The 22,075-nt window shown below is 39.9% G+C and carries 33 protein-coding genes; all 33 read left to right on the forward strand.

What is annotated here, in order from left to right; all coding sequences use genetic code 11:
* Positions 1-19 precede the first annotated feature (19 nt).
* The 33 genes from rpoC to rplQ all read left to right on the forward strand — a co-directional run bounded on the left by rpoC (position 20) and on the right by rplQ (position 22,018).
* A complete protein-coding gene (gene rpoC / locus CDZ78_RS01855; protein WP_087868431.1) occupies positions 20-4,249 on the forward strand; it encodes a DNA-directed RNA polymerase subunit beta' in 4,230 nt (1,409 codons plus the stop codon).
* 123 nt (positions 4,250-4,372) lie between these two features.
* Entirely contained in the window at positions 4,373-4,747 is a 375-nt protein-coding gene (gene rpsL, locus CDZ78_RS01860) for a 30S ribosomal protein S12 (RefSeq protein WP_087868432.1), read from the forward strand.
* Between the two features lie 29 nt (positions 4,748-4,776).
* Complete coding sequence (gene rpsG / locus CDZ78_RS01865; RefSeq protein WP_087868433.1) at positions 4,777-5,247, forward strand: 30S ribosomal protein S7; 471 nt, start codon at positions 4,777-4,779, stop codon at positions 5,245-5,247.
* Between the two features lie 17 nt (positions 5,248-5,264).
* Positions 5,265-7,358 (forward strand): elongation factor G, encoded by a 2,094-nt coding sequence (gene fusA, locus CDZ78_RS01870; protein ID WP_087868434.1) that lies wholly within the window; start codon positions 5,265-5,267, stop codon positions 7,356-7,358.
* 29 nt (positions 7,359-7,387) lie between these two features.
* Complete coding sequence (tuf, locus tag CDZ78_RS01875) at positions 7,388-8,608, forward strand: elongation factor Tu (RefSeq protein ID WP_087868435.1); 1,221 nt, start codon at positions 7,388-7,390, stop codon at positions 8,606-8,608.
* A 5-nt stretch (positions 8,609-8,613) separates the two neighbouring features.
* Positions 8,614-8,925: a 30S ribosomal protein S10 gene (gene rpsJ, locus CDZ78_RS01880; RefSeq protein ID WP_087868436.1), complete on the forward strand. Its 312-nt coding sequence runs from the start codon at positions 8,614-8,616 to the stop codon at positions 8,923-8,925.
* 25 nt (positions 8,926-8,950) lie between these two features.
* Positions 8,951-9,601 (forward strand): 50S ribosomal protein L3, encoded by a 651-nt coding sequence (gene rplC / locus CDZ78_RS01885; protein ID WP_087868437.1) that lies wholly within the window; start codon positions 8,951-8,953, stop codon positions 9,599-9,601.
* A 3-nt stretch (positions 9,602-9,604) separates the two neighbouring features.
* On the forward strand, positions 9,605-10,225 hold the full coding sequence (gene rplD / locus CDZ78_RS01890; RefSeq protein WP_087868438.1) for a 50S ribosomal protein L4: 621 nt from the start codon (positions 9,605-9,607) through the stop codon (positions 10,223-10,225).
* The gene (gene rplW / locus CDZ78_RS01895; protein WP_087868439.1) at positions 10,222-10,518 is read left to right on the forward strand and encodes a 50S ribosomal protein L23; all 297 of its coding nucleotides are present in this window, start codon (positions 10,222-10,224) and stop codon (positions 10,516-10,518) included. The genes rplD and rplW overlap by 4 nt, the downstream gene beginning before the upstream one ends.
* Positions 10,519-10,550: 32 nt before the next feature.
* Entirely contained in the window at positions 10,551-11,378 is an 828-nt protein-coding gene (rplB, locus tag CDZ78_RS01900) for a 50S ribosomal protein L2 (RefSeq protein ID WP_087868440.1), read from the forward strand.
* Between the two features lie 15 nt (positions 11,379-11,393).
* Positions 11,394-11,666: a 30S ribosomal protein S19 gene (rpsS, locus tag CDZ78_RS01905; RefSeq protein WP_087868441.1), complete on the forward strand. Its 273-nt coding sequence runs from the start codon at positions 11,394-11,396 to the stop codon at positions 11,664-11,666.
* A 9-nt stretch (positions 11,667-11,675) separates the two neighbouring features.
* The gene (gene rplV / locus CDZ78_RS01910; protein ID WP_087868442.1) at positions 11,676-12,011 is read left to right on the forward strand and encodes a 50S ribosomal protein L22; all 336 of its coding nucleotides are present in this window, start codon (positions 11,676-11,678) and stop codon (positions 12,009-12,011) included.
* Positions 12,012-12,021: 10 nt separating this feature from the next.
* Positions 12,022-12,696 carry a 30S ribosomal protein S3 gene (gene rpsC, locus CDZ78_RS01915; protein ID WP_087868443.1) on the forward strand — a complete coding sequence of 225 codons (675 nt, stop codon included), beginning with the start codon at positions 12,022-12,024 and terminating at the stop codon, positions 12,694-12,696.
* A 16-nt stretch (positions 12,697-12,712) separates the two neighbouring features.
* Entirely contained in the window at positions 12,713-13,126 is a 414-nt protein-coding gene (rplP, locus tag CDZ78_RS01920) for a 50S ribosomal protein L16 (RefSeq protein WP_087868444.1), read from the forward strand.
* Positions 13,126-13,323 carry a 50S ribosomal protein L29 gene (rpmC, locus tag CDZ78_RS01925; RefSeq protein WP_087868445.1) on the forward strand — a complete coding sequence of 66 codons (198 nt, stop codon included), beginning with the start codon at positions 13,126-13,128 and terminating at the stop codon, positions 13,321-13,323. The genes rplP and rpmC overlap by 1 nt, the downstream gene beginning before the upstream one ends.
* The gene (gene rpsQ, locus CDZ78_RS01930) at positions 13,320-13,571 is read left to right on the forward strand and encodes a 30S ribosomal protein S17 (protein ID WP_087868446.1); all 252 of its coding nucleotides are present in this window, start codon (positions 13,320-13,322) and stop codon (positions 13,569-13,571) included. The genes rpmC and rpsQ overlap by 4 nt, the downstream gene beginning before the upstream one ends.
* Positions 13,572-13,630: 59 nt before the next feature.
* Positions 13,631-13,999 carry a 50S ribosomal protein L14 gene (rplN, locus tag CDZ78_RS01935; protein ID WP_087868447.1) on the forward strand — a complete coding sequence of 123 codons (369 nt, stop codon included), beginning with the start codon at positions 13,631-13,633 and terminating at the stop codon, positions 13,997-13,999.
* Between the two features lie 11 nt (positions 14,000-14,010).
* Entirely contained in the window at positions 14,011-14,325 is a 315-nt protein-coding gene (rplX, locus tag CDZ78_RS01940; RefSeq protein ID WP_087868448.1) for a 50S ribosomal protein L24, read from the forward strand.
* 8 nt (positions 14,326-14,333) lie between these two features.
* Complete coding sequence (rplE, locus tag CDZ78_RS01945; protein ID WP_087868449.1) at positions 14,334-14,873, forward strand: 50S ribosomal protein L5; 540 nt, start codon at positions 14,334-14,336, stop codon at positions 14,871-14,873.
* A gap of 4 nt (positions 14,874-14,877) precedes the next feature.
* The gene (rpsN, locus tag CDZ78_RS01950; protein WP_087868450.1) at positions 14,878-15,183 is read left to right on the forward strand and encodes a 30S ribosomal protein S14; all 306 of its coding nucleotides are present in this window, start codon (positions 14,878-14,880) and stop codon (positions 15,181-15,183) included.
* Between the two features lie 30 nt (positions 15,184-15,213).
* On the forward strand, positions 15,214-15,609 hold the full coding sequence (gene rpsH, locus CDZ78_RS01955) for a 30S ribosomal protein S8 (RefSeq protein WP_087868451.1): 396 nt from the start codon (positions 15,214-15,216) through the stop codon (positions 15,607-15,609).
* Positions 15,610-15,624: 15 nt separating this feature from the next.
* On the forward strand, positions 15,625-16,158 hold the full coding sequence (rplF, locus tag CDZ78_RS01960; RefSeq protein ID WP_087868452.1) for a 50S ribosomal protein L6: 534 nt from the start codon (positions 15,625-15,627) through the stop codon (positions 16,156-16,158).
* Positions 16,159-16,167: 9 nt separating this feature from the next.
* A complete protein-coding gene (gene rplR, locus CDZ78_RS01965) occupies positions 16,168-16,521 on the forward strand; it encodes a 50S ribosomal protein L18 (protein ID WP_087868453.1) in 354 nt (117 codons plus the stop codon).
* Between the two features lie 9 nt (positions 16,522-16,530).
* The gene (gene rpsE / locus CDZ78_RS01970) at positions 16,531-17,037 is read left to right on the forward strand and encodes a 30S ribosomal protein S5 (protein WP_087868454.1); all 507 of its coding nucleotides are present in this window, start codon (positions 16,531-16,533) and stop codon (positions 17,035-17,037) included.
* 5 nt (positions 17,038-17,042) lie between these two features.
* Positions 17,043-17,228: a 50S ribosomal protein L30 gene (rpmD, locus tag CDZ78_RS01975; protein WP_087868455.1), complete on the forward strand. Its 186-nt coding sequence runs from the start codon at positions 17,043-17,045 to the stop codon at positions 17,226-17,228.
* Positions 17,228-17,662: a 50S ribosomal protein L15 gene (rplO, locus tag CDZ78_RS01980; RefSeq protein ID WP_087868456.1), complete on the forward strand. Its 435-nt coding sequence runs from the start codon at positions 17,228-17,230 to the stop codon at positions 17,660-17,662. The genes rpmD and rplO overlap by 1 nt, the downstream gene beginning before the upstream one ends.
* Positions 17,663-17,685: 23 nt before the next feature.
* The gene (gene secY, locus CDZ78_RS01985) at positions 17,686-18,990 is read left to right on the forward strand and encodes a preprotein translocase subunit SecY (protein WP_087868471.1); all 1,305 of its coding nucleotides are present in this window, start codon (positions 17,686-17,688) and stop codon (positions 18,988-18,990) included.
* A 24-nt stretch (positions 18,991-19,014) separates the two neighbouring features.
* Positions 19,015-19,128, forward strand: coding sequence for a 50S ribosomal protein L36 (rpmJ, locus tag CDZ78_RS01990; RefSeq protein ID WP_087868457.1), 114 nt, complete (start codon positions 19,015-19,017; stop codon positions 19,126-19,128).
* Positions 19,129-19,203: 75 nt separating this feature from the next.
* Complete coding sequence (gene rpsM / locus CDZ78_RS01995) at positions 19,204-19,560, forward strand: 30S ribosomal protein S13 (protein ID WP_087868458.1); 357 nt, start codon at positions 19,204-19,206, stop codon at positions 19,558-19,560.
* Between the two features lie 14 nt (positions 19,561-19,574).
* Entirely contained in the window at positions 19,575-19,961 is a 387-nt protein-coding gene (gene rpsK, locus CDZ78_RS02000) for a 30S ribosomal protein S11 (protein ID WP_087868459.1), read from the forward strand.
* A gap of 13 nt (positions 19,962-19,974) precedes the next feature.
* Complete coding sequence (gene rpsD / locus CDZ78_RS02005; RefSeq protein WP_087868460.1) at positions 19,975-20,595, forward strand: 30S ribosomal protein S4; 621 nt, start codon at positions 19,975-19,977, stop codon at positions 20,593-20,595.
* Between the two features lie 15 nt (positions 20,596-20,610).
* Positions 20,611-21,618, forward strand: coding sequence for a DNA-directed RNA polymerase subunit alpha (locus CDZ78_RS02010; protein WP_087868461.1), 1,008 nt, complete (start codon positions 20,611-20,613; stop codon positions 21,616-21,618).
* 19 nt (positions 21,619-21,637) lie between these two features.
* The gene (rplQ, locus tag CDZ78_RS02015) at positions 21,638-22,018 is read left to right on the forward strand and encodes a 50S ribosomal protein L17 (RefSeq protein ID WP_087868462.1); all 381 of its coding nucleotides are present in this window, start codon (positions 21,638-21,640) and stop codon (positions 22,016-22,018) included.
* Positions 22,019-22,075 lie beyond the last annotated feature (57 nt).

Below are 22,075 nucleotides of genomic sequence, written 5' to 3' on the forward strand. Positions count from 1 at the left end.
ATACAAAGGGGATAAGCTCTTGAAAGATTTATTAAATTTCTTAAAACGCCAAAATAGAACAGTTGATTTTGATGAAATCAGCATCGGCTTGGCATCACCTAATCAGATCAGATCCTGGTCTTATGGAGAGGTTAAGAAGCCGGAAACCATTAATTACCGTACTTTTAAACCTGAGCGTGATGGTCTTTTCTGTGCCAAAATTTTTGGTCCGGTAAGTGATTATGAATGTTTGTGTGGTAAATATAAGCGTTTAAAACATCGTGGCGTGATTTGCGAAAAATGTGGCGTTGAAGTGACTTTGTCTAAAGTGCGTCGTGAACGTATGGGGCATATTGAACTTGCAAGTCCGGTAGCGCATATCTGGTTTTTAAAATCATTACCTTCGCGTATTGCGCTGTTATTAGATATGACGTTGCGTGAAATTGAGCGTGTTTTATATTTCGAGTCATTTGTAGTGCTTGAAGAAGGCTTAACACCTTTGGAAAGAAAGAAGCTATTAACTGATGATGAATATTTAGATGCTTTTGAAAAGTACGGTGATGAATTCGTTGCAAAAATGGGTGCTGAAGCTATCTATGCGTTGCTAAAAACGATTGATATTAAAGCCGAGGTTGATCAGTTAAGAGAAGAGATCAATACGACAAACTCGGAAACCAAGATTAAAAAGTTTTCCAAGCGCTTAAAAGTTCTTGAGTCACTGTTAGGTTCATCTAACCGTCCTGAATGGATGGTGATGAATGTATTACCAGTGCTGCCGCCTGAGCTAAGACCTTTAGTGCCGCTGGATGGTGGGCGTTTTGCGACATCAGATTTAAATGATTTATATAGACGTGTTATTAATAGAAATAACCGTTTACATCGTCTACTGGACTTAAGTGCACCTGATATCATTATTCGTAATGAAAAAAGAATGTTACAAGAGTCGGTTGATGCCTTATTGGATAATGGTCGCCGTGGCCGAGCAATTACTGGTACTAATAGACGTCCATTAAAATCACTTGCTGATATGATTAAAGGCAAGCAGGGACGTTTCAGACAAAACTTATTAGGTAAGCGAGTCGATTATTCAGGGCGTTCGGTTATTGTAGTAGGACCAACACTAAAATTGCATCAATGTGGACTACCTAAAAAAATGGCACTTGAATTATTCAAGCCATTTATTTTTAGTAAGTTACAGTTGCGTGGTCTAGCAACAACAATTAAAGCGGCCAAGAAATTAGTGGAAAGCGAAGGCGCTGAAGTCTGGGACATTCTTGAAGAGGTTATTCATGAGCACCCAATTCTATTAAACCGCGCTCCAACATTGCACAGACTGGGTATACAGGCTTTTGAGCCAACCCTGATTGAAGGTAAAGCGATTAATCTTCATCCATTGGTATGTAGTGCTTTCAATGCTGATTTTGATGGTGATCAGATGGCGGTGCATATTCCATTATCGATTGAGGCACAAATAGAATCAAGAACCTTGATGATGGCGACAAATAATATTTTGTCACCCGCTAATGGTGAGCCAATTATTAACCCATCTCAGGATGTAGTTTTAGGGCTTTACTATATTAGCCGTGAAAAACTTAAAGCTAAAGGTGATGGTGCTGCTTTTTTTAATGTTAATGAAGTTAAAAGAGCGTTAGATGCAAAAGTTGTTGAATTACAATCTAAAATTCTAGTTAGGATTACTGAAAGGGTAATCAATAAGGATACTGAAGTTGAGCCTGAGACAGAGCCTAAGTATAGAACAGTGCGTTATGAGACGACTGTTGGGCGAGCTTTGATCTGGGAAATTGTACCTGAAGGCATGCCGTTTGAGCTTGTTAACTGTGATATGACCAAGAAGAATATCTCACGCTTACTTGATTTCAGTTATCGCTATCTAGGTAATAAAGATACCGTTATTCTTGCTGACCAGATTATGTATCTTGGTTTTAAATACGCGACACGCTCTGGAATCTCTTTTGGTATCAATGATATGGAAATACCAAAAGAGAAGGCGGGTATTTTGGCTGACTCTGAGAAAGAAGTGATCGAGATACAGGATCAATATTCTGCTGGTCTGGTAACTGATGGAGAGCGATATAACAAGGTCGTTGATATCTGGTCTCATGCCAATGAGAAGTTAGCTAAAGTAATGATGGATAATTTAGGAACTGATGAGGTAGTAGATGATGGTACTATATTAAAGCAAAAATCATTTAACTCTATTTTTATGATGGCTGAATCTGGTGCGCGGGGATCTGCTGCGCAGATTCGTCAGCTTGCGGGTATGCGTGGTTTGATGGCTAAACCAGACGGTTCCATTATTGAAACACCGATTACAGCAAATTTCCGTGAAGGCCTGGATGTACTGCAATACTTTATTTCCACACATGGAGCTAGAAAAGGATTGGCCGATACTGCTCTTAAAACAGCTAACTCTGGATATTTAACACGTAGATTGGTTGATGTGGCTCAAGATCTGGTTATTAATGGCGTTGATTGTGGTACTAGCAATGGAGTGTTAATGGCTCCGATTATTGAGGGTGGAGATGTTGTTGAGCCTCTGGCGGAGCGTGTTCTAGGTCGGGTAGTGATTGGTGATGTGATAAGTGCAGCTTCAGGAGAAGTGCTGATAGATGACGGAACAATGCTGGATGAGCATTTTGTCTCGGTGCTAGAGAAGCATAGTATTGATGATGTCTTTGTGCGCTCGATTATTACTTGTGATAATCGGCATGGGGTTTGTGCTAAATGTTATGGGCGTGACTTGGGTCGTGGGCATATGGTCAATAGTGGAGAAGCCGTTGGTGTAATTGCTGCACAATCCATTGGAGAGCCCGGAACGCAGCTAACCATGCGTACTTTCCATATTGGTGGGGCTGCTTCACGGCAGGTTGCTATTAGTAACGTTCAAGTTAAATCTAATGGAGTTATTAAACTACACAACTTAAAAACTGTAGAAAATAAGGCAGGTCACCTGGTTGCGGTATCAAGATCGGGTGAAGTAGGTGTGATGGATGAATTTGGTCGTGAAAAGGAAAAATACAAGATTCCTTATGGTGCTGAGTTAACTTGTAAAGAAGGAAGTGCTGTACAGTCTGGTGATATCGTTGTTACCTGGGATCCGCACGTACATCCAGTGGTAACTGAGGTTGCGGGTAGAGTTGAACTGGTAGATTTTGAGCCGGGATTGTCAGTACAGGAAGTGTCTGATGAGGTGACTGGTGTAAGTTCAACGACAGTAATTGATCCAAAGAAACGCATAAGTGCTGGTAAGGATTTACGTCCTTTAGTTAAGCTGGTTACTGAGGATGGCGAAGATGTCATATTGCCAAAAACTGATTTAGTGGCGCAGTATGTATTACCGGCCGGATCAATTGTTGCGGTAAAGAATGGTGCTGAAATTCATGTCGGTGATGTTCTGGGAAGAATCCCTCAGGAATCAAGTAAAACTCGTGATATAACAGGGGGTTTGCCACGTGTGGCTGATTTGTTCGAAGCCAGAAAAACAAAAGATCCTGCTATTTTAGCTGAAGCAACAGGGGTTATTGGTTTTGGTAAAGAAACTAAAGGCAAGCAGCGTATTGTTATTACCGATTCTGAAGGTGAGCAATATGAAACCCTGGTTCCTAAGTGGCGTCATATTACCGTGTTTGAGGGTGAGTTTGTAGATAAGGGTGAAACCATTGCTGAAGGTGAGCTAACTCCACATGATATTTTGCGCCTACGAGGTGTGACGGAGCTTACTACTTATCTGGTTAAAGAGATTCAGGATGTTTATCGCCTCCAGGGGGTAAAGATTAATGATAAGCATATTGAAGCAATCATTCGTCAGATGTTACGTAAAGTAGAAATTACGGCATCGGGTGATAGCTCATATACAAAAGGTGAGCAGGTTGAAAAAGTAGCTGTTAAAGAGATTAATGACAAACTTGAAGCGGAAGGAAAAATTCCAGCAAGTTATGATCCTATGTTGTTAGGTATTACTAAAGCATCTCTCGCAACTGAATCATTTGTCTCGGCAGCCTCTTTTCAGGAAACAACGAGAGTTTTGACTGATGCAGCAGTTCGCGGCTTGAAAGATCAGTTATATGGATTGAAAGAAAATGTAATTGTGGGGCGTTTAATTCCTGCAGGAACAGGTCTGGCATTTCATGAAGCGAGAAGAAAACGTCAGGAAGCAAAATTAGAATCAATTAAAACGCCTGAAGAATTGAAATCTTTGGAAGTTATTGATGCTGAAGCGGCATTAAAGCAAGCGTTAAATGCGGAATGATAAGAAATAGTTGACTTTACCAAGGCAGGATAATAAAATGTCCTGCTCAATAGAGTTATTGTAATTAATTAAGTGTATTTTTAGTGCACTAAGCAGAAAATGCAAGACGGAGTAATTTAACTTATGGCTACTATAAACCAGTTGGTTCGTAAGCCGCGCACAAGAAAAATTGAAAAAAGTAATGTGCCAGCGCTTGAGGCTTGTCCTCAGCGACGTGGGGTGTGTACACGTGTTTATACAACTACACCAAAAAAACCAAACTCAGCATTACGTAAAGTAGCGCGGGTAAGACTAACTAGCGGTTCAGAAGTTAGTAGTTATATTGGTGGTGAGGGACATAACCTGCAAGAACACTCAGTTGTTCTGATTCGTGGGGGAAGGGTAAAAGATTTACCTGGTGTTCGTTATCACGTTGTTCGCGGAAGCCTGGATACTTCAGGTGTGGACAGTCGTAGATGTGGCCGTTCTAAATACGGTACAAAAAAGCCTAAGAGCTAAAATTTAAAGACCTAATGTTGGTGATATAAATGTCAAGAAGAAGAGCGGCGATAAAACGAACAGTTTTACCAGACCCACGATATAGTAGCGTTACTTTAACCAAATTTATGAATATGGTTATGGTTGACGGGAAGAAATCAGTAGCAGAAAAAATAGTTTATGGCGCACTTGAAGCGGTTGAAGCTAAAGGTAACGCAGAGCCATTGGAGGCTTTTTCTAAAGCTTTAGAAAATATTCAGCCAAGGGTTGAAGTTAAATCTAGACGGGTCGGTGGTGCAACTTACCAGGTGCCTGTTGAAGTTAGACCTAGTCGTCGGATAGCGCTTGCTATGCGTTGGTTGATTGAGGCTTCTCGTAAACGAAATGAAAAAAACATGCCTTTAAAATTAGCTGGTGAAATTATGGATGCGGTCGAAGGGCGCGGATCTGCAGCTAAAAAGCGTGAAGATACACATAGAATGGCTGAAGCGAATAAAGCGTTCTCGCATTATCGCTGGTAATAAAGTAGGTATCTGGAGTGGCACGTGTAACGCCGATTGAAAAATATCGAAATATAGGTATTATGGCTCACATCGATGCGGGTAAAACCACAACGACAGAGCGGATTCTGTATTATACGGGTGTCTCTCATAAGATAGGTGAAGTTCATGATGGTTCGGCTGTTATGGACTGGATGGAGCAAGAGCAGGAAAGAGGTATTACCATTACTTCGGCGGCAACAACTTGCTTTTGGTCTGGCATGGAAGGTCGATACGACAAGCATCGTATCAATATTATAGATACCCCTGGGCATGTTGACTTCACAATTGAAGTTGAGCGCTCACTTAGGGTTCTTGATGGCGCCTGTGCAGTCTTTTGTGCTGTTGGGGGGGTTGAGCCGCAGTCGGAAACAGTCTGGCGGCAAGCAAATAAATATGAAGTGCCTAGAATTGTCTTTATCAATAAGATGGATCGTTCGGGTGCTGACTATTTCAGGGTATTAGAGCAAATCTCTGATAGGCTGGCTGGTAACCCGGTAGCCATGCAAATACCAGTAGGCTCTGAAGATGAGTTTTCTGGTGTTATTGATTTGATAAAAATGAAAGCCATATATTGGGAAGATGCCAATATGGGCATGAAATTTTTTGAGCAGGAAATACCTGAAGAATTACAGAGTAGCGCTGAGGAATGGCGTGAGAATTTAGTGGAAGCGGCGGCTGAAGCTAATGATGACTTAATGGAGAAATATCTGGAAAGCGGTGAATTATCATCGGCAGATATTAAAACAGGTATCAGGCTAAGAACCATTGCAAATGATATTTCGCCTGTCTATTGTGGGTCAGCTTTTAAAAATAAAGGCGTGCAAAGCATACTGGATGGAGTGATTGATTTTTTGCCATCCCCGCTAGATGTTAAATCTATTTCGGGTGAGTTAGTCGACGGGGGGTATGCAGAAAGGCATGCTTCAGACGATGAACCTTTTTCTGCTTTAGCATTTAAAATAGCAACAGACCCCTTCGTAGGCTCGTTAACCTTTTTTAGGGTTTATTCGGGCGTGCTTGAATCGGGTAGTGTTGTCTATAACGTTATTAAAGGTAAGCGTGAGCGTGTCGGTCGGTTATTGCAAATGCACGCTAATAGCAGGGAAGAGATTAGTGAAGTTAGGGCCGGCGATATTGCTGCTGCAGTAGGTTTTAAGGATGTAACGACAGGTGAGACGCTATGTGCTGAAAAGGCACAGATAATATTGGAAAATATTGATTTTCCTGAGCCGGTTATATCAATAGCGGTTGAGGCAAAGACCAAGGCAGATCAGGATAAAATGGCTGCGGCACTGCAAAGACTAATGAAAGAAGATCCGTCTTTTCATGTGATGACAGATGAAGAGTCGGGGCAGGTCATTATCTCAGGGATGGGTGAGTTGCATCTTGAGATTCTTGTTGATCGTATGCGTAGAGAGTTTGCGGTTGATTTGAATGTAGGTGCTCCTCAGGTATCTTATCGTGAAACTATTAAAAAGGTAGTTGAGCAGGAAGGGAAGTTTATCCGTCAGAGTGGCGGGAAAGGCCAGTATGGACATGTTGTTATTAAGCTAGAACCCATGGAGTTGGGGTCTGGTTATTCCTTTATTAGTGAGGTATCGGGCGGTACGGTTCCAAAAGAATTTATCCCGGCCGTTGATAAGGGTATACAGGAACAAATGAAAAATGGAGTTCTGGCGGGTTATCCGGTTGTTGATGTTAAGGCAACTCTGCTTGATGGCTCGTATCATGATGTGGACTCAAATGAAATGGCTTTTTCGATTGCGGGGTCAATGGCATTTCGAGATGGTACGGGGCTGGCTAAGCCAATCCTGCTTGAGCCGGTCATGAAAGTAGAAATCGTAACCCCTGAGGATTATATGGGGGATGTTGTAGGAGATGTAAATAGGCGTAGAGGTATTGTTCTAGGGATGGAGGATACGCCAACAGGTAAGACAATTAACTGCGAAGTGCCGTTAGCTGAAATGTTTGGTTACGCAACTGACCTTCGTTCAGCAACTCAAGGGCGTGCTACTTACAGTATGCAATTTGAAAAATATAATGAGACGCCTGCAAAAGTCGCAAGTGCAATTATTCAAAAAACTTCATAAGAATTGATATTTAAAAAAGGTATGGGCTAATGGCTAAAGAAAAATTTGAACGTAATAAACCACACGTAAACGTCGGCACAATTGGTCACGTTGATCACGGTAAAACAACTCTAACAGCTGCGTTAACGAAAGTTATGGCAGAGAAGCTGGGTGGCGAAGTTAAGGCATTTGATCAAATTGATAATGCACCTGAAGAGCGTGAGCGTGGTATTACAATTGCAACATCACACGTAGAATACGAGTCAGGCGCACGTCATTACGCACACGTTGACTGTCCGGGTCACGCGGATTATGTGAAAAACATGATTACTGGCGCGGCGCAAATGGATGGTGCTATTTTAGTCTGTGGTGCGACTGATGGACCTATGCCGCAAACAAGAGAGCATATCCTATTGTCAAGACAAGTAGGTGTGCCTTATATCGTAGTATTCCTGAACAAAGCTGATCTACTTGCAGAAGATTGCGGTGGTGTTGGTACTGACGAATACAACGAAATGCTTGAATTGGTAGAAATGGAAATTCGTGAGATTCTAGATCAATACGAATTCCCTGGTGATGATACACCAATTATCGTTGGCTCAGCTTTAAAAGGGCTAGAAGGTGATACCAGTGATCTAGGTGTGCCGTCTATCTTAAAATTAGTTGATGCGCTAGATACTTATATCCCAGAGCCAGAGAGAGCAACAGAAGGTGCTTTCCTGATGCCGATTGAAGATGTATTCTCAATTTCAGGTCGTGGAACAGTGGTAACTGGGCGTATTGAGCGTGGTATTATCAAGGTTGGCGAAGAAATTGAAATCGTTGGTATCAAAGATACTACAAAAACAACTTGTACTGGTGTTGAAATGTTTCGCAAGTTGCTTGATGAAGGTCAGGCCGGCGATAACGTAGGTATTTTGTTAAGAGGAACCAAGCGTGAAGAAGTTGAGCGTGGTCAGGTATTGGCGCATGTTGGTTCAATCACTCCACATACCAAATTTACATCAGAAATCTACATTTTATCAAAAGATGAAGGTGGTCGTCATACACCATTCTTTGACGGTTATCGCCCGCAGTTCTACTTCAGAACAACAGATGTAACTGGAGCGGTTAAATTACCAGAAGGAACAGAAATGGTAATGCCTGGTGATAACGTATCAGTTGAAGTGACTTTGATTGCCCCGATTGCGATGGAATACGGTTTGCGTTTTGCGATTCGCGAAGGTGGACGTACGGTTGGTGCGGGTGTTGTTGCTAAAATTATTGAGTAAGAAATATGTCAAGTCAAACAATTAGAATAAGCCTGAAAGCATTTGATCATAAATTAATTGATCAATCTGCAGGTGAAATTGTTGAAACAGCAAAAAGAACAGGCGCGCAAGTAAAAGGGCCTATTCCGCTACCAACAAAACATGAACGTTTTACAATTCTGACTTCACCGCATGTAAATAAAGATGCGCGTGATCAGTATGAATTGAGAACATATAAGCGTCTGCTTGATATAGTCGAGCCGACCGATAAGACTGTTGATACGCTAATGAGGTTAGATTTAGCAGCTGGTGTCGACGTTAAAATAAAGCTTATTTAAGCTTGAGTAGTAAGAGGGTTTAATTATGGCATTAGGTCTAATTGGTCGTAAATGTGGAATGACACGTGTTTTTACAGAAGATGGCGTGTCTGTACCAGTTTCGGTTGTACAAATAGATTCAAATAGGGTATCTCAAGTCAAAGGGCTGGATACGGATGGTTATCGTGCGGTGCAGGTTGCTGCAGGCGAAAAGAAATCATCAAAAGTTAATAAGGCATTGGCAGGTCATTATGCAGCAGCAAATATGACTGCTGGTCGTGGTTTGTGGGAATTTAGACTAGGCGAAGATGAAGGTGCCGATTTAGAGATCGGATCTGAGCTAACTGTGGGTCTTTTTTCTGATGGCCAGATTATCGATGTTAAAGGGACTAGCATTGGTAAGGGTTTTCAGGGTGGTGTAAAGCGGCATAACTTCCAGATGCAAGATGCAACACACGGTAACTCAATTTCGCATAGATCGAATGGATCTATCGGAATGTGTCAAACGCCGGGTCGTGTATTCAAAGGTAAGAAAATGTCTGGTCATATGGGGGCGGAATCCGTTACCACGCAAAACCTGACGATTCATTCAATTGATGCTGAAAGAAACCTTATATTAGTTAAGGGTGCGATTCCTGGTGCTAAAGGTGGTGATGTAATATTAACGCCAGCAATCAAGCAAAAAAATAAAGGATAGGTCATGAGTGTCAAAATACCAGCACTTAATAGTGCAGACTCTGCGGGTGAAGTAGAGGTTAGCGAAGATGTTTTTGGGCGAGAATATAATGAAGCTCTGGTTCATCAGCTAGCTACAAAGGCCTTGGCTGGCTTGCGTTCAGGAACGAAAGCACAAAAAAATAGAGCCGCTGTCAGTGGTGGTGGAGCAAAGCCTTGGAAACAAAAAGGATCAGGTCGTGCAAGATCTGGTACAATACGCAGTCCACTTTGGAGAAGTGGTGGAGTGACGTTTGCAGCACAGCCAAGATCTTTTGATCAGAAACTGAATAAAAAGATGTACCGTGCTGGAATACGTTCTATTTTATCTGAGTTACTGCGCCAAAATAGACTGGTAGCAAGTTCTGATATTATGCCTACGACTCCAAAAACAAAAGAGTTGGTTGCAAAATTGAAAGGCTTAAGTAAAAAACGGGTTTTGATTATTGCAGATGAGTTAACTGAAAATATTTACTTATCTTCAAGAAATGTTGTGAACCTGGAAGTTACTACTGCAAACGAACTTGATCCGGTTATGTTAATTGCTGCAGATAATGTTATTGCTACACCTGCAGCGTTGAAAGCAATTGAGGCGCAGTTATCATGAGTGTAGAGTTTAATCTTTCGAATGCTATAAAAGCACCAGTTGTATCTGAGAAGAGTACTGTTGCAGCAGAAAATGACAATAGATTTGTATTTAAAGTGGCTAATCAGGCTACTAAATTACAAGTGAAAAAATCGGTAGAATTAATGTTTAATGTTGAAGTTGAAAAAGTTCAGCTATTAAATGTTAAAGGAAAAACAAAAAGATTTGGTCGTTTTATGGGTAAAAGATCTGACTGGAAAAAAGCATACGTTAAGCTTAAGCCGGGGCATGATATAGATTTTTCTGCAGCATAATTGAAAGTATAAGTATATAAACGGTAAGATAAATGGCTATTGTAAAATCAAAACCGACATCGCCAGGATCTAGGTTTGTCGTAAGAGTGAAGCATGAGGATTTACATAAAGGTAAACCTTATAGTCCTTTACTAAGCAAAAAAAGTAAGAGTGGTGGGCGTAATAATAATGGACGTATTACAACTCGTCATATCGGTGGTGGACATAAGCAAAGCTACCGAATTATAGATTTCAAACGTAATAAGCTTGATATTCCAGGCGTTGTTGAGCGCTTAGAATATGATCCTAATAGAACAGCAAATATTGCTCTTGTCTTGTATAAAGATGGAGAGCGTAAGTATATTATTGCACCGAAAGGTGTAAAGGCTGGGCAGGAAATAGTGTCTTCAGAGAATGCGCCTATTAAGCCAGGTAATTGCATGTCTCTACGTAATATGCCGCTGGGTTCAGTGATTCACTGTGTTGAGCTTAAGCCTGGAAAGGGTGCTCAAATGGCACGTAGCGCGGGAATATCAGCGCAACTAGTTGCTAAAGAAGGAACTCATGTTACGTTAAGATTGCGCTCAGGCGAAATGCGTAAAGTACTAGCTGATTGTAAAGCTGTGATCGGTGAGGTGTCGAACTCAGAGCATAATCTAAGATCACTGGGTAAAGCCGGTGCTTCAAGATGGCGCGGTGTTCGTCCAACTGTTCGTGGTGTAGTGATGAATCCAGTGGATCATCCACACGGTGGTGGTGAAGGTAGAACGTCGGGTGGTAGACATCCTGTTTCTCCTTGGGGTATGCCTACCAAAGGGTATAAAACCAGAAAAAACAAGCGTACTGACAAAATGATTGTTAGGCGTCGTAACAAGCGTTAGAGAGGAATTAATAAAGTGCCACGTTCAATTAAAAAAGGTCCTTTTATTGATCATCATTTACAGAAAAAAGTTGATGATGCGGTCAGTAGCAATAGTAGGAAACCGATTAAGACTTGGTCTAGACGATCAATGATAACACCTGAAATGCTAGGTCTAACCATAGCTGTGCATAATGGCCGCCAACATGTTCCCGTGCTAGTCTCGGAAAACATGGTAGGCCATAAATTAGGTGAATTTGCACCGACTCGAACATATAAAGGCCATTTGGCTGATAAAAAGTCAAGGTAAGGGTGGGTAATGGAAATTTCAGCTAAATTAAGTAATGCGCCACTATCAGCTCAAAAAGCAAGATTGGTTGCGGATCAAATCAGAGGACTAGAGGTCGAAGAAGCTTTAAATGTATTGAAATTCAGTACTAAAAAAGCAGCTGCGATTATGAAGAAAGTACTTGAGTCAGCTATTGCTAATGCAGAGCATAACGAAAGTGCAGATATTGACGAGTTAAAAGTTTCAACTGTATTTGTAGATGAAGCTCCTACACTAAAGAGATTTAGAGCTAGAGCTAAAGGTCGTGCAAATCATATTTTGAAGCGTACCTGTCATATTACAGTTAAAGTCGCAGAGTTCGAGTAGGGGCATAAAAATGGGTCAAAAGGTACATCCAACCGGAATTAGACTTGGAATAGTCAAAGATTTCACATCTAGATGGTATGCAAATAGCAAAGATTTTCCTGTTTTTTTGAATCAGGATTTAACAGTGCGTGATTATATTGCTAAGAAATTGGCACGTGCATCTGTAAGTCGTATTCAAATAAACCGTCCTGCTAACAATGCACACATAACTGTTCACACAGCGCGTCCAGGTATTGTGATTGGTAAAAAAGGCGAAGATATTGATTTGCTACGTAAGGAAGTCTCCAAAATGATGGGCATTCCTGTGCAAATTAATGTTGAAGAGATTAGAAAGCCTGAATTAGATGCAAAATTAGTTGCTGAGAGTATTGCGCAGCAATTAGAAAAAAGAATTATGTATCGTCGTGCTATGAAGCGTGCGGTTACCAATTCAATGCGTTTAGGTGCTGAAGGTATCAAAATCAATCTTGGTGGTCGTTTAAACGGTGCTGAAATCGCTCGTAGCGAGTGGTATAGAGAAGGACGTGTTCCTCTTCATACATTAAGAGCTGATATTGATTACGGTGTCGCTGAAGCCAATACTACTTACGGTATTATTGGTATTAAAGTCTGGATTTTTAAAGGAGAGGTTTTCAACATAGACCCTGCTTTAGCAAATTCAGAAAAAACTAAATCTAAAAAATAGGTGAAGGGAAAATAACATGCTTCAACCTAAAAGAACAAAATTTCGTAAACAGCATAAATTAAGAAACACTGGTATTGCTGTTCGTGGTTCATCAGTTAGCTTTGGTGAATATGGGCTTAAATCAGTTGCTCGTGGCAGAATTACTGCACGTCAGATTGAAGCGGCTCGTAGAACTATCACTCGTCATTGTAAGCGTGACGGTAAACTGTGGATCAGAATCTTTCCTGACAAGCCTATTACCAAGAAGCCTCTTGAGGTGAGAATGGGTAAAGGTAAAGGAAGTGTAGAATATTGGATAGCTCAAATTAAGCCAGGTACTATGCTGTATGAATTACAGGGTGTGCCAGAAGAAATAGCTCGTGAAGCTTTTGCTTTGGCTGCTGCTAAGCTACCTGTAAAAACTAAGTTTATAGTTAGGACGGTACTGTAATGAAAGTAAGTGAATTACGTCAGAAAAGTGCAGAAGAGCTTAATACAGCATTAGTTGAATTAGGTCGTGAACAGTTTAATTTACGTATGCAAAAAAATACTGGCCAATTAAGCAAGCCTGACCAGGTAAAAAAGGTCAGGCGCGATATTGCACGTGTTAAAACAGTCGTAAATGAAATGGCGAGACAATCATCATGAGTGATAATACAGAGCAAGTACGTACCATCACTGGGCGTGTCGTAAGTAATAAAATGGATAAAACCATTACTGTTTTGGTTGAGCGCTTAGTTAAGCATCGCATGTACGGTAAGTACATTAGACGTTCAACTAAAATGTTTGCTCACGATGAAAACAATGTTTGTAATGAAGGTGATGTTGTAACAATTACATCGTGTCGCCCTTATTCAAAAAATAAAAGTTTTAAATTAGTTGAAGTTGTAAAGTAATTCACTTTACTAGGCAACTTAATTTAAATAACAAGTATTAAAGTAACAGGTAATAAATAATGATTCAGATGCAAACTAACCTTGATGTCGCTGACAACAGCGGCGCAAAAAAGGTCATGTGTATCAAAGTTCTCGGCGGGTCGCATAGACGCTACGCTGCGATTGGGGATATTATTAAGGTCAGTATTAAAGACGCAATCCCACGCGGCAGAGTGAAAAAAGGCGAAGTTTATAACGCATTAGTGGTACGTACAAGAAAAGGTGTACGTAGACCTGATGGCTCGTCTATAAGATTTGATGGCAATGCTGCAGTAATATTAAACGCTCAACTTCAACCGCTAGGCACACGTATTTTTGGTCCAGTGACACGTGAATTGAGAAATGAGAAATTTATGAAAATAGTTTCTCTAGCGCCAGAAGTATTGTAAGGGTCTTAAATATGCAAAAACTTAAACAAGGTGACGAAGTCATCGTCCTTATTGGTAAAGATAAGGGCAAACGAGGACGAATCAGTAAATTCTTAGATGAGAAGATATTGGTTGAAGGTGTTAATCGAGTTAAAAAGCATCAAAAACCAAATCCAAATGCTGGTGTTCAAGGTGGGATAATTGAAAAAGAAATGCCCATTCATAAATCAAATGTTGCGCTCTACAATGCTGCAAGTAAAAAAGCAGATAAAGTAGGTTTTAAAGCATTGGAAGATGGCAAGAAAGTCCGCTATTTTAAATCTAATAATGAAATTATTGATGTGTAGGTATAATCATGGCTAGATTACAAGAAGATTATAAAAAGAAAGTACTGCCTGCATTGATGGAAGAGTTTAAATACACATCAGTAATGCAAGCTCCAAAAATAACTAAAATCACACTCAACATGGGTTTGGGTGAAGCAGTTGCAGACAAGAAAGTTGTCCAGGCTGCGCTAAGTGATATGGAAAAAATAAGCGGTCAAAAACCCGTTGTTACAATGTCGCGTAAATCCATTGCGGGTTTTAAAATACGTGATGATATGGCAATTGGTTGTAAAGTAACGCTTAGATCAGATAAAATGTATGAATTTCTAGATCGTTTAATTAGTATAGCGATCCCTAGAATTCGCGATTTTAGAGGCTTAAGTCCTAAAAGTTTTGATGGTCGTGGTAACTACTCTATGGGTGTTACCGAGCAAATTATCTTTCCTGAGATTGATTATGACAAGATTGATACCTTAAGAGGTATGGATATTTGTATCACTACAAGCGCGAGTAATAACGAAGAAGGATTAGCGTTATTGAAGCAGTTTAACTTTCCATTTAAGAGCTAAAGTTATGGCTAAAAAATCAATGATAGCTCGTGAAAATAAACGAGTTAAGCTGGTAAAGCAGTATGAAGCTAAAAGAGCTTCTTTAAAAGAAATTATTAGAGATCCAAATGCTTCTTTTGAAGAGAAAGATCAAGCTAGTCTAGCATTACAAAAACTGCCAAGAGACTCTAGTGCGGCAAGATTGCGCAATAGATGTAGCATTACGGGGCGCCCTCATGGTTTCTATCGCAAGTTTGGTTTAAGTAGAAATAAGCTTAGAGAAGCGACTATGCGTGGGGATGTACCAGGCTTAACTAAAGCCAGTTGGTAATCGACTAGTTAGATATTTGGAGAATAAAATATGAGCATGACAGATCCAGTTGCAGACATGCTTACACGCATCAGAAATGGGCAGTCTGCAGGAAAAATGAACGTTAATATGCCATCATCTAAACTTAAGGTTGCAATAGCTAAAGTTTTGAAAGATGAAGGGTATATCAGCAATTTTTTAACTGAAACTAATGGAGCGCACGCTTCCATAACAGTTGAATTAAAATATTATAATGGTAAGCCGGTAATTGATAAGGTAAAGCGTATCAGTCGTCCTGGTTTACGAGTTTATAAATCAAAAGATGAATTACCAAAAGTACTTGGTGGTTTGGGTGTAGCTATTGTATCTACTTCGAAAGGTGTTATGACTGATCGCGCAGCACGTGCAATTGGTCATGGCGGCGAAGTATTATGCACTGTCTGTTAATAGTAGGGGGAATTTATGTCTAGAATAGCAAAAAATCCTATTACTTTACCAGCGGGTGTTGAAGTAAAGGTTGATGGTTCAACTGTTACTGTTAAAGGATCTAAAGGTCTTTTAAGTATGAGATTGAATAGCCTGGTACAGGTTGATCTATCTGATTCAACAGTTAATATGAAGTGGGATCAGAACAATAAAAAAGCGGTAGCCCAGGCGGGAACTGCACGTGCTAATATTGCCAATATGGTAACCGGTGTTACTGGCGGCTTTGAAAAGAAACTTAACTTGGTTGGCGTAGGTTACAGAGCGCAGGTTAAAGGCAAAGTTCTTAATTTAAGCCTTGGTTTCTCGCATCCTGTTGAATATAGAATGCCAGAAGAGATTGTTATTGAAGCGGCAAGCCAGACTGAATTGGTTGTTAAAGGTATTGATAAGCAACTTGTTGGTGCAGTATCTGCTGATATTAGAGCGTTTAGGCCACCTGAACCTTACAAAGGTAAAGGGGTTAAGTATGCTGATGAGCATATTGTTAGAAAAGACGCTAAGAAAAAATAGGCTAACGAAATGAATAAAAAAGCATCTCGAATGAAAAGGGCATTAAAGATTAGATCTAGTATCAAAAGACTTGGAGCTAATCGTTTATCAGTGCATAAAACATCGAAACATATATACGCTCAGATAATTACTGAGAATGGAACTGTTACAGTAGCTAGTGCCTCTACTACTCAAGCTGATATTAAGTCAGCAGTTAAGAGTGCTGGTAATGTTGAATCAGCGGTTTTAGTAGGTAAGGCTGTAGCGGATAAAGCAATCGCTGCTGGAATTACTGAAGTAACTTTTGATCGTTCTGGTTTTAAATATCACGGTCGTGTAAAAGCATTAGCTGATGCTGCTCGCGAAGCTGGCTTGAAGTTCTAGGGGATAAAAATGGCAAATGCATCTCAACAAGCGAATTCTGATGGACTACAAGAAAAATTAGTTTCTGTCCGTAGAGTCGCAAAAGTTGTTAAAGGCGGTAGAGTTTTTGGTTTTACTGCGCTTACAGTGGTAGGCGATGGTGATGGAAATGTAGGTTATGGGGTAAGTAAAGCAAAAGAGGTACCCATAGCAATACAGAAGTCACTAGAGCAAGCAAGAAAAAATATGCATAAAGTTGCTCTTAAGGGTGATACATTGCAATATTCAATTATGTCAGAAGTAGGGGCGGCTAAAGTATTTATGCAGCCAGCTACTGAAGGTACAGGTATTATCGCTGGTGGACCTATGCGTGCTGTTTTTGAGGCGGTAGGTGTACACAATGTACTAGCAAAATGTATCGGAACCAATAATCCGATCAATGTTGTGCGAGCTACTATAGATGGCCTGGCTCATATGAATAATGCTGAACAAATCGCTGCTAAGCGTGGTTTGTCAGTTGAAGAGATTACAGGGTAATTGACATGGCTGATAAAAAATTACGCGTTACAATGACAAAGAGCAGTATTGGCCGTCTGAAAAATCATAAAGCCTGTTTACAGGGTTTAGGTTTACGACGTATCAATCATACGGTTGAAGTAATCGATACTGTTGAAAATAGAGGCATGATTAATAAAGTCTCTTATATGGTTACAGTAGAGGAAGTCTAATGTATTTAAATACAATTAAGCCTGCTGAGGGTTCAAAAAAAGATCGCAAAAGAGTAGGTCGAGGAATCGGATCAACTCTTGGTAAAACTTGCGGACGTGGGCATAAAGGTCAAAAATCACGTAGTGGTGGTATGCCTAAAGTAGGTTTTGAAGGTGGTCAAATGCCACTGCAAAAACGTTTACCTAAAGTAGGTTTTAGATCAAGAAAAGCTAAATTTACTTCTGAAGTCAGATTGTGCGAAATAGCTAAACTAGGTCAGGAAGTGGTAACACTTGATGATTTAATTAAAGCGAACATCGTTCCTGCTTTTACTAAAGTAGCTAAACTGATTAAATCTGGTGAAATAACAACGGCAGTTACCCTAAAGGGTATTAAAGCAACTACGGGTGCTAAGGCATCTGTTGAAGCAGCTGGTGGAAAAGTAGAGGAATAAAAGTGAGTAGATCAAGCGCACAAATGAAAGAGCAATTAGAAAAAACTTCTGAATTGCGTTCAAGACTATTATTCGTTCTCGGCGCTTTTTTTGTTTACCGCGTTGGTGCGCATATTCCGGTACCAGGAATTGATCCTGATGCTTTGGCGGCGATGTTCAAGCAGCAAGAAGGCTCTATCTTTGACATGTTCAACATGTTTTCTGGTGGTGCATTAAAGCGATTAAGTCTTTTTGCTCTGGGAATTATGCCGTATATTTCTGCCTCTATTATTATGCAGTTGATGGCTATTGTTATTCCTCAGCTAGAGCAAATAAAGAAAGAAGGTGAGTCAGGGCGACGTAAAATTTCACAGTACACAAGGTATGGTACTGTTTTATTGGCGTCATTCCAGGCTGTTGGAGTATCGGTTGCATTGCAAAACCAAACAGCTGGTGGTTTATCTGTAGTGATAAATCCAGGTATGCAATTTATAGTTATTACTGCTATTACCCTGGTTGCCGGAACTGTTTTTCTTATGTGGTTGGGTGAGCAAATCACCGAGCGTGGTCTGGGTAATGGTATTTCACTGATTATTTTTGCTGGTATCGTTTCTGGATTACCTTCTGCAATTGGTGGAACTTTGGAATTAGCAAGAACAGGTGAGCTTAATGGCGCATTTATTGTCTTGTTATTTTTATTGGCTATTGCGGTCACTGCTCTAGTTGTATTTGTAGAGCGCGGGCAAAGACGTATTGTTATCAACTATCCTAAGCGTCAGCAAGGAAAAAGAATGTATGCTGGGCAAAGTAGTTTTTTGCCACTTAAGCTAAATATGGCTGGAGTTATTCCACCAATTTTTGCTTCTAGTATTATTTTGTTTCCTGCTACAATCGCAGGTTGGTTTGGTAGCGCTGAAGGAATGGGTTGGTTACAAGATATTGCCACATCGATCTCTCCGGGGCAGCCGTTATATGTAATGCTATATACAATTGCGATTGTATTCTTCTGTTTCTTTTATACTGCGTTGGTATTTAATTCAACAGAGACAGCAGATAATTTAAAAAAATCAGGTGCATTTTTACCTGGAATTAGACCTGGTGAGCAAACAGCCATTTATATTGATAAGGTCATGACACGTTTAACGTTGATTGGTGCCTTTTACATAACGGCAGTATGTTTGTTACCTGAGTTTTTAATTGTTTATTGGAATGTGCCCTTTTACTTTGGTGGTACATCTCTTTTGATTATTGTAGTCGTGGTTATGGATTTTGTTTCGCAAATGCAAACTCATCTAATGTCACAGCAGTATGATGGACTGATGAACAAAGCAAATTTAAAGAAAAGATAAATTAATTTAATTAAGGGGTGAGCTGTGAAAGTACGAGCTTCTGTAAAAAAAATGTGCCGTAACTGTAAAGTTGTTAAAAGAGCTGGAGTAGTTAGGGTGATTTGTAAAGATGGGCGTCATAAACAACGTCAGGGATAATTTTTTATTGCTTTATAAAGTGCAAGTGCTATAATTGAGCGCTTGACTTTAGAGTACCGTATTAGGAGTATCTAGATGGCACGAATTGCCGGAATTAATGTACCAGATCATAAACATGCAGAAATTGGTTTGACTGCTATTTATGGCGTTGGTAAGCCAACTGCAATTAATATCTGTAAAGAAGTTGGTATAGAACGGACAATTAAAATTAAAGAGCTAAGCGAAGAGCAGTTAGACGCTATTCGTGGAGTAATCGCAAAAATTGTCGTTGAGGGTGATCTACGACGCGAAGTGTCAATGAACATTAAGCGTTTGATGGATCTTGGTTGTTACCGTGGTATTCGTCATAGACGTGGACTACCATTGCGTGGTCAAAGAACGAGAACAAATGCTCGTACTAGAAAAGGCCCACGTAAACCTATTAGAAAATAAGATAAGTTATAAATATGGCTAGTTCAAATCGTACAAAGAAAAAAATAAAAAAGGAAATTGCTGATGGCATTGCCCATATCCATGCAACTTTCAATAACACAATAGTTACAATTACTGATCGTAAAGGAAATGCCTTAGCATGGGCAACCTCTGGTGGTTCTGGTTTTAGAGGATCTAGAAAAAGCACTCCTTTTGCAGCTCAGGTTGCAGCAGAAAACGTTGGCAAAGTAGCTCAAGAATTCGGCATGAAGAATCTTGATGTCATGATCAAAGGCCCAGGCCCAGGTCGTGAATCTGCAGTAAGATCTTTTAACAACTTAGGGTTTAAAATTGGCAGCATCGTTGATGTTACGCCTATTCCTCATAATGGTTGTCGTCCACCGAAAAAGCGTAGGGTATAGTTAGGAGTTTATTATGGCTAGATATGTAGGACCCACTTGTAAATTAAGTCGTCGCGAAGGTACTGACCTGTTTTTAAAAAGCAGAGGTAAGTCGCTCGAAGGTAAATGTAAATTAGACCAGCGTCCTGGTCAGCATGGTACTAAGCGTGCTCGTGACTCTAACTACGCAACTCAGTTAAGAGCTAAGCAGCGTATCAGACGTATATATGGTGTTCTTGAAAAGCAATTTAGAAATTACTATAAATCAGCAGATTTACAAAAAGGCGCAACAGGTTTAAACCTATTAAACCTTTTAGAGTCTAGACTGGATAACGTAGTTTATAGAATGGGCTTTGCTGCAACTCGTGCAGAAGCAAGACAGTTAGTTAGTCACAAATCCATTTTGGTGAATGACAATATTAATAATATCCCTTCTGCTCAAGTTTCTGTTGGCGATAAAGTCTCTATTAGAGAAAAATCTAAAAAACAAGTGCGTATTGGTGATGCACTAACAGTTGCTGATCAGTATGGTTTCCCTGCATGGCTTGAAGTAAATCCTAAGGATTTTTCTGGTTCATTTAATTCTTTACCTGATCGTGCTGATTTAGGTAGTGATATTAATGAGCAGCTAGTAGTTGAGCTATATTCTAAATAAATTCTGGGGTTTTAAATGCATAGTGCTGTTACTGGTTTATTAAAACCTCAACTTGTTGAGGTTGTAAGTAAATCAACTAATCATTCAAGAATTGTTATTGAACCTTTAGAGAGAGGTTTTGGCCACTCACTGGGAAATGCTTTAAGAAGAGTACTTCTTTCTTCAATTCCTGGTTGTGCTGTCGTTAGTGCCGAGATTGAAAATGCCGAGCATGAATATTCAGTAATCAATGGCGTCCAGGAAGATGTTATTGATGTGCTGTTGAATTTAAAGCAATTGGCTATTATCTTACACTCTGCAAACGAAGTAACATTAACATTAAGTAAAAGCGGTTCAGGGCCTGTTACAGCTGCTGATATACAAACTACTCATGATGTTGAGATCATTAACCCTGATCTGGTTATTGCTAATTTAACCGAAGAAGGTAAATTATCAATGAAAATCAACATTCAGTGTGGTCGTGGATATGAGCCTTCTAACACAAGAACTGAGGGTTTAGGTGTTGGTGTGGTGGGTGCGTTGCAAGTTGATGCTTCCTATAGCCCTGTTTCTACAGTAGCCTATACTGTTGAGACAACCAGGGTTGAGCAGCGGACTAATCTGGATAGATTGATTATCGAATTAGATACCAATGGAACTATTGATCCTGAGGAGACAATTAAACTTGCTGCAACTATATTACATGACCAATTATCAGTATTTGTTGACTTTGAGAAAGTAAAAGAGCAAATACCTGAAGAAGTCGATGAGCCAGTTGAACAGATAGACCCTAATCTTCTACGTCCAGTTGATGATTTAGAGTTAACTGTCAGGTCTGCAAATTGTCTGAAAGCTGAAAATATTTATTATATCGGTGATTTGATTCAGCGTACTGAATTTGAATTATTGAAAACACCGAATTTAGGTAGAAAGTCGTTAACTGAGATTAAAGATGTGTTAGCACTAAAAGGACTTTCTTTAGGAATGCGACTAGAGAACTGGCCGCCTGAAAATCTGCTTGAGCAAGCTCAAGCGGTTTTATAACAATACAAGGTTTAACCGTATGAGACATCGTAAGTCTGGTAGACAATTAAATAGAAATAGTAGTCATAGAAAAGCTATGTTTAGTAATATGGCAACTTCTTTATTTGATAAAGAATTAATTAGAACTACTTTGCCTAAGGCTAAGGAATTGCGTTCAATTGCTGAGCCTCTTCTAACATTATCTAAGAATGATTCAGTTGCTAATCGTCGTTTAGCGTTCGCTAAATTACGTGACCGTGAAATAGTCACTAAATTATTTAATGAACTTGGTCCTCGTTACCAGGATCGTCCTGGTGGTTATTTGCGCATTATGAAATGCGGATTCCGCACTGGTGATAAAGCTCCTATGGCATACGTAGAGTTAGTTGATCGACCTGAATTAGAAGAAGCAGAAGATTAATTTCTCTTTATTTCTAATAAAAAAAAACCAGCTTAGGCTGGTTTTTTTATGTCATGA

The sequence above is a fragment of the Bathymodiolus platifrons methanotrophic gill symbiont genome, assembly GCF_002189065.1.
Classification (GTDB): domain Bacteria; phylum Pseudomonadota; class Gammaproteobacteria; order Methylococcales; family Methylomonadaceae; genus Methyloprofundus.

Bases quoted from the DNA above. Each gene is read 5' to 3' on its own strand.
- rplW (WP_087868439.1), top strand. From the start codon at position 10,222: ATGAGTGTAGAGTTTAATCTTTCGAATGCTATAAAAGCACCAGTTGTA.
- rpsG (WP_087868433.1), top strand. From the start codon at position 4,777: ATGTCAAGAAGAAGAGCGGCGATAAAACGAACAGTTTTACCAGACCCA.
- rplD (WP_087868438.1), top strand. From the start codon at position 9,605: ATGAGTGTCAAAATACCAGCACTTAATAGTGCAGACTCTGCGGGTGAA.
- rplF (WP_087868452.1), top strand. From the start codon at position 15,625: ATGTCTAGAATAGCAAAAAATCCTATTACTTTACCAGCGGGTGTTGAA.
- rplX (WP_087868448.1), top strand. From the start codon at position 14,011: ATGCAAAAACTTAAACAAGGTGACGAAGTCATCGTCCTTATTGGTAAA.
- rpsH (WP_087868451.1), top strand. From the start codon at position 15,214: ATGAGCATGACAGATCCAGTTGCAGACATGCTTACACGCATCAGAAAT.
- rplO (WP_087868456.1), top strand. From the start codon at position 17,228: ATGTATTTAAATACAATTAAGCCTGCTGAGGGTTCAAAAAAAGATCGC.
- rpsQ (WP_087868446.1), top strand. From the start codon at position 13,320: ATGAGTGATAATACAGAGCAAGTACGTACCATCACTGGGCGTGTCGTA.
- rpsN (WP_087868450.1), top strand. From the start codon at position 14,878: ATGGCTAAAAAATCAATGATAGCTCGTGAAAATAAACGAGTTAAGCTG.
- CDZ78_RS02010 (WP_087868461.1), top strand. From the start codon at position 20,611: ATGCATAGTGCTGTTACTGGTTTATTAAAACCTCAACTTGTTGAGGTT.
- rplC (WP_087868437.1), top strand. From the start codon at position 8,951: ATGGCATTAGGTCTAATTGGTCGTAAATGTGGAATGACACGTGTTTTT.
- rpsJ (WP_087868436.1), top strand. From the start codon at position 8,614: ATGTCAAGTCAAACAATTAGAATAAGCCTGAAAGCATTTGATCATAAA.
- tuf (WP_087868435.1), top strand. From the start codon at position 7,388: ATGGCTAAAGAAAAATTTGAACGTAATAAACCACACGTAAACGTCGGC.
- rplN (WP_087868447.1), top strand. From the start codon at position 13,631: ATGATTCAGATGCAAACTAACCTTGATGTCGCTGACAACAGCGGCGCA.
- rplE (WP_087868449.1), top strand. From the start codon at position 14,334: ATGGCTAGATTACAAGAAGATTATAAAAAGAAAGTACTGCCTGCATTG.
- rpmC (WP_087868445.1), top strand. From the start codon at position 13,126: ATGAAAGTAAGTGAATTACGTCAGAAAAGTGCAGAAGAGCTTAATACA.
- rpsD (WP_087868460.1), top strand. From the start codon at position 19,975: ATGGCTAGATATGTAGGACCCACTTGTAAATTAAGTCGTCGCGAAGGT.
- rpsK (WP_087868459.1), top strand. From the start codon at position 19,575: ATGGCTAGTTCAAATCGTACAAAGAAAAAAATAAAAAAGGAAATTGCT.
- rplP (WP_087868444.1), top strand. From the start codon at position 12,713: ATGCTTCAACCTAAAAGAACAAAATTTCGTAAACAGCATAAATTAAGA.
- rpsC (WP_087868443.1), top strand. From the start codon at position 12,022: ATGGGTCAAAAGGTACATCCAACCGGAATTAGACTTGGAATAGTCAAA.
- rpsL (WP_087868432.1), top strand. From the start codon at position 4,373: ATGGCTACTATAAACCAGTTGGTTCGTAAGCCGCGCACAAGAAAAATT.
- rplB (WP_087868440.1), top strand. From the start codon at position 10,551: ATGGCTATTGTAAAATCAAAACCGACATCGCCAGGATCTAGGTTTGTC.
- rplQ (WP_087868462.1), top strand. From the start codon at position 21,638: ATGAGACATCGTAAGTCTGGTAGACAATTAAATAGAAATAGTAGTCAT.
- rpsM (WP_087868458.1), top strand. From the start codon at position 19,204: ATGGCACGAATTGCCGGAATTAATGTACCAGATCATAAACATGCAGAA.
- secY (WP_087868471.1), top strand. From the start codon at position 17,686: ATGAAAGAGCAATTAGAAAAAACTTCTGAATTGCGTTCAAGACTATTA.
- rpmD (WP_087868455.1), top strand. From the start codon at position 17,043: ATGGCTGATAAAAAATTACGCGTTACAATGACAAAGAGCAGTATTGGC.
- rplV (WP_087868442.1), top strand. From the start codon at position 11,676: ATGGAAATTTCAGCTAAATTAAGTAATGCGCCACTATCAGCTCAAAAA.
- rplR (WP_087868453.1), top strand. From the start codon at position 16,168: ATGAATAAAAAAGCATCTCGAATGAAAAGGGCATTAAAGATTAGATCT.
- rpsE (WP_087868454.1), top strand. From the start codon at position 16,531: ATGGCAAATGCATCTCAACAAGCGAATTCTGATGGACTACAAGAAAAA.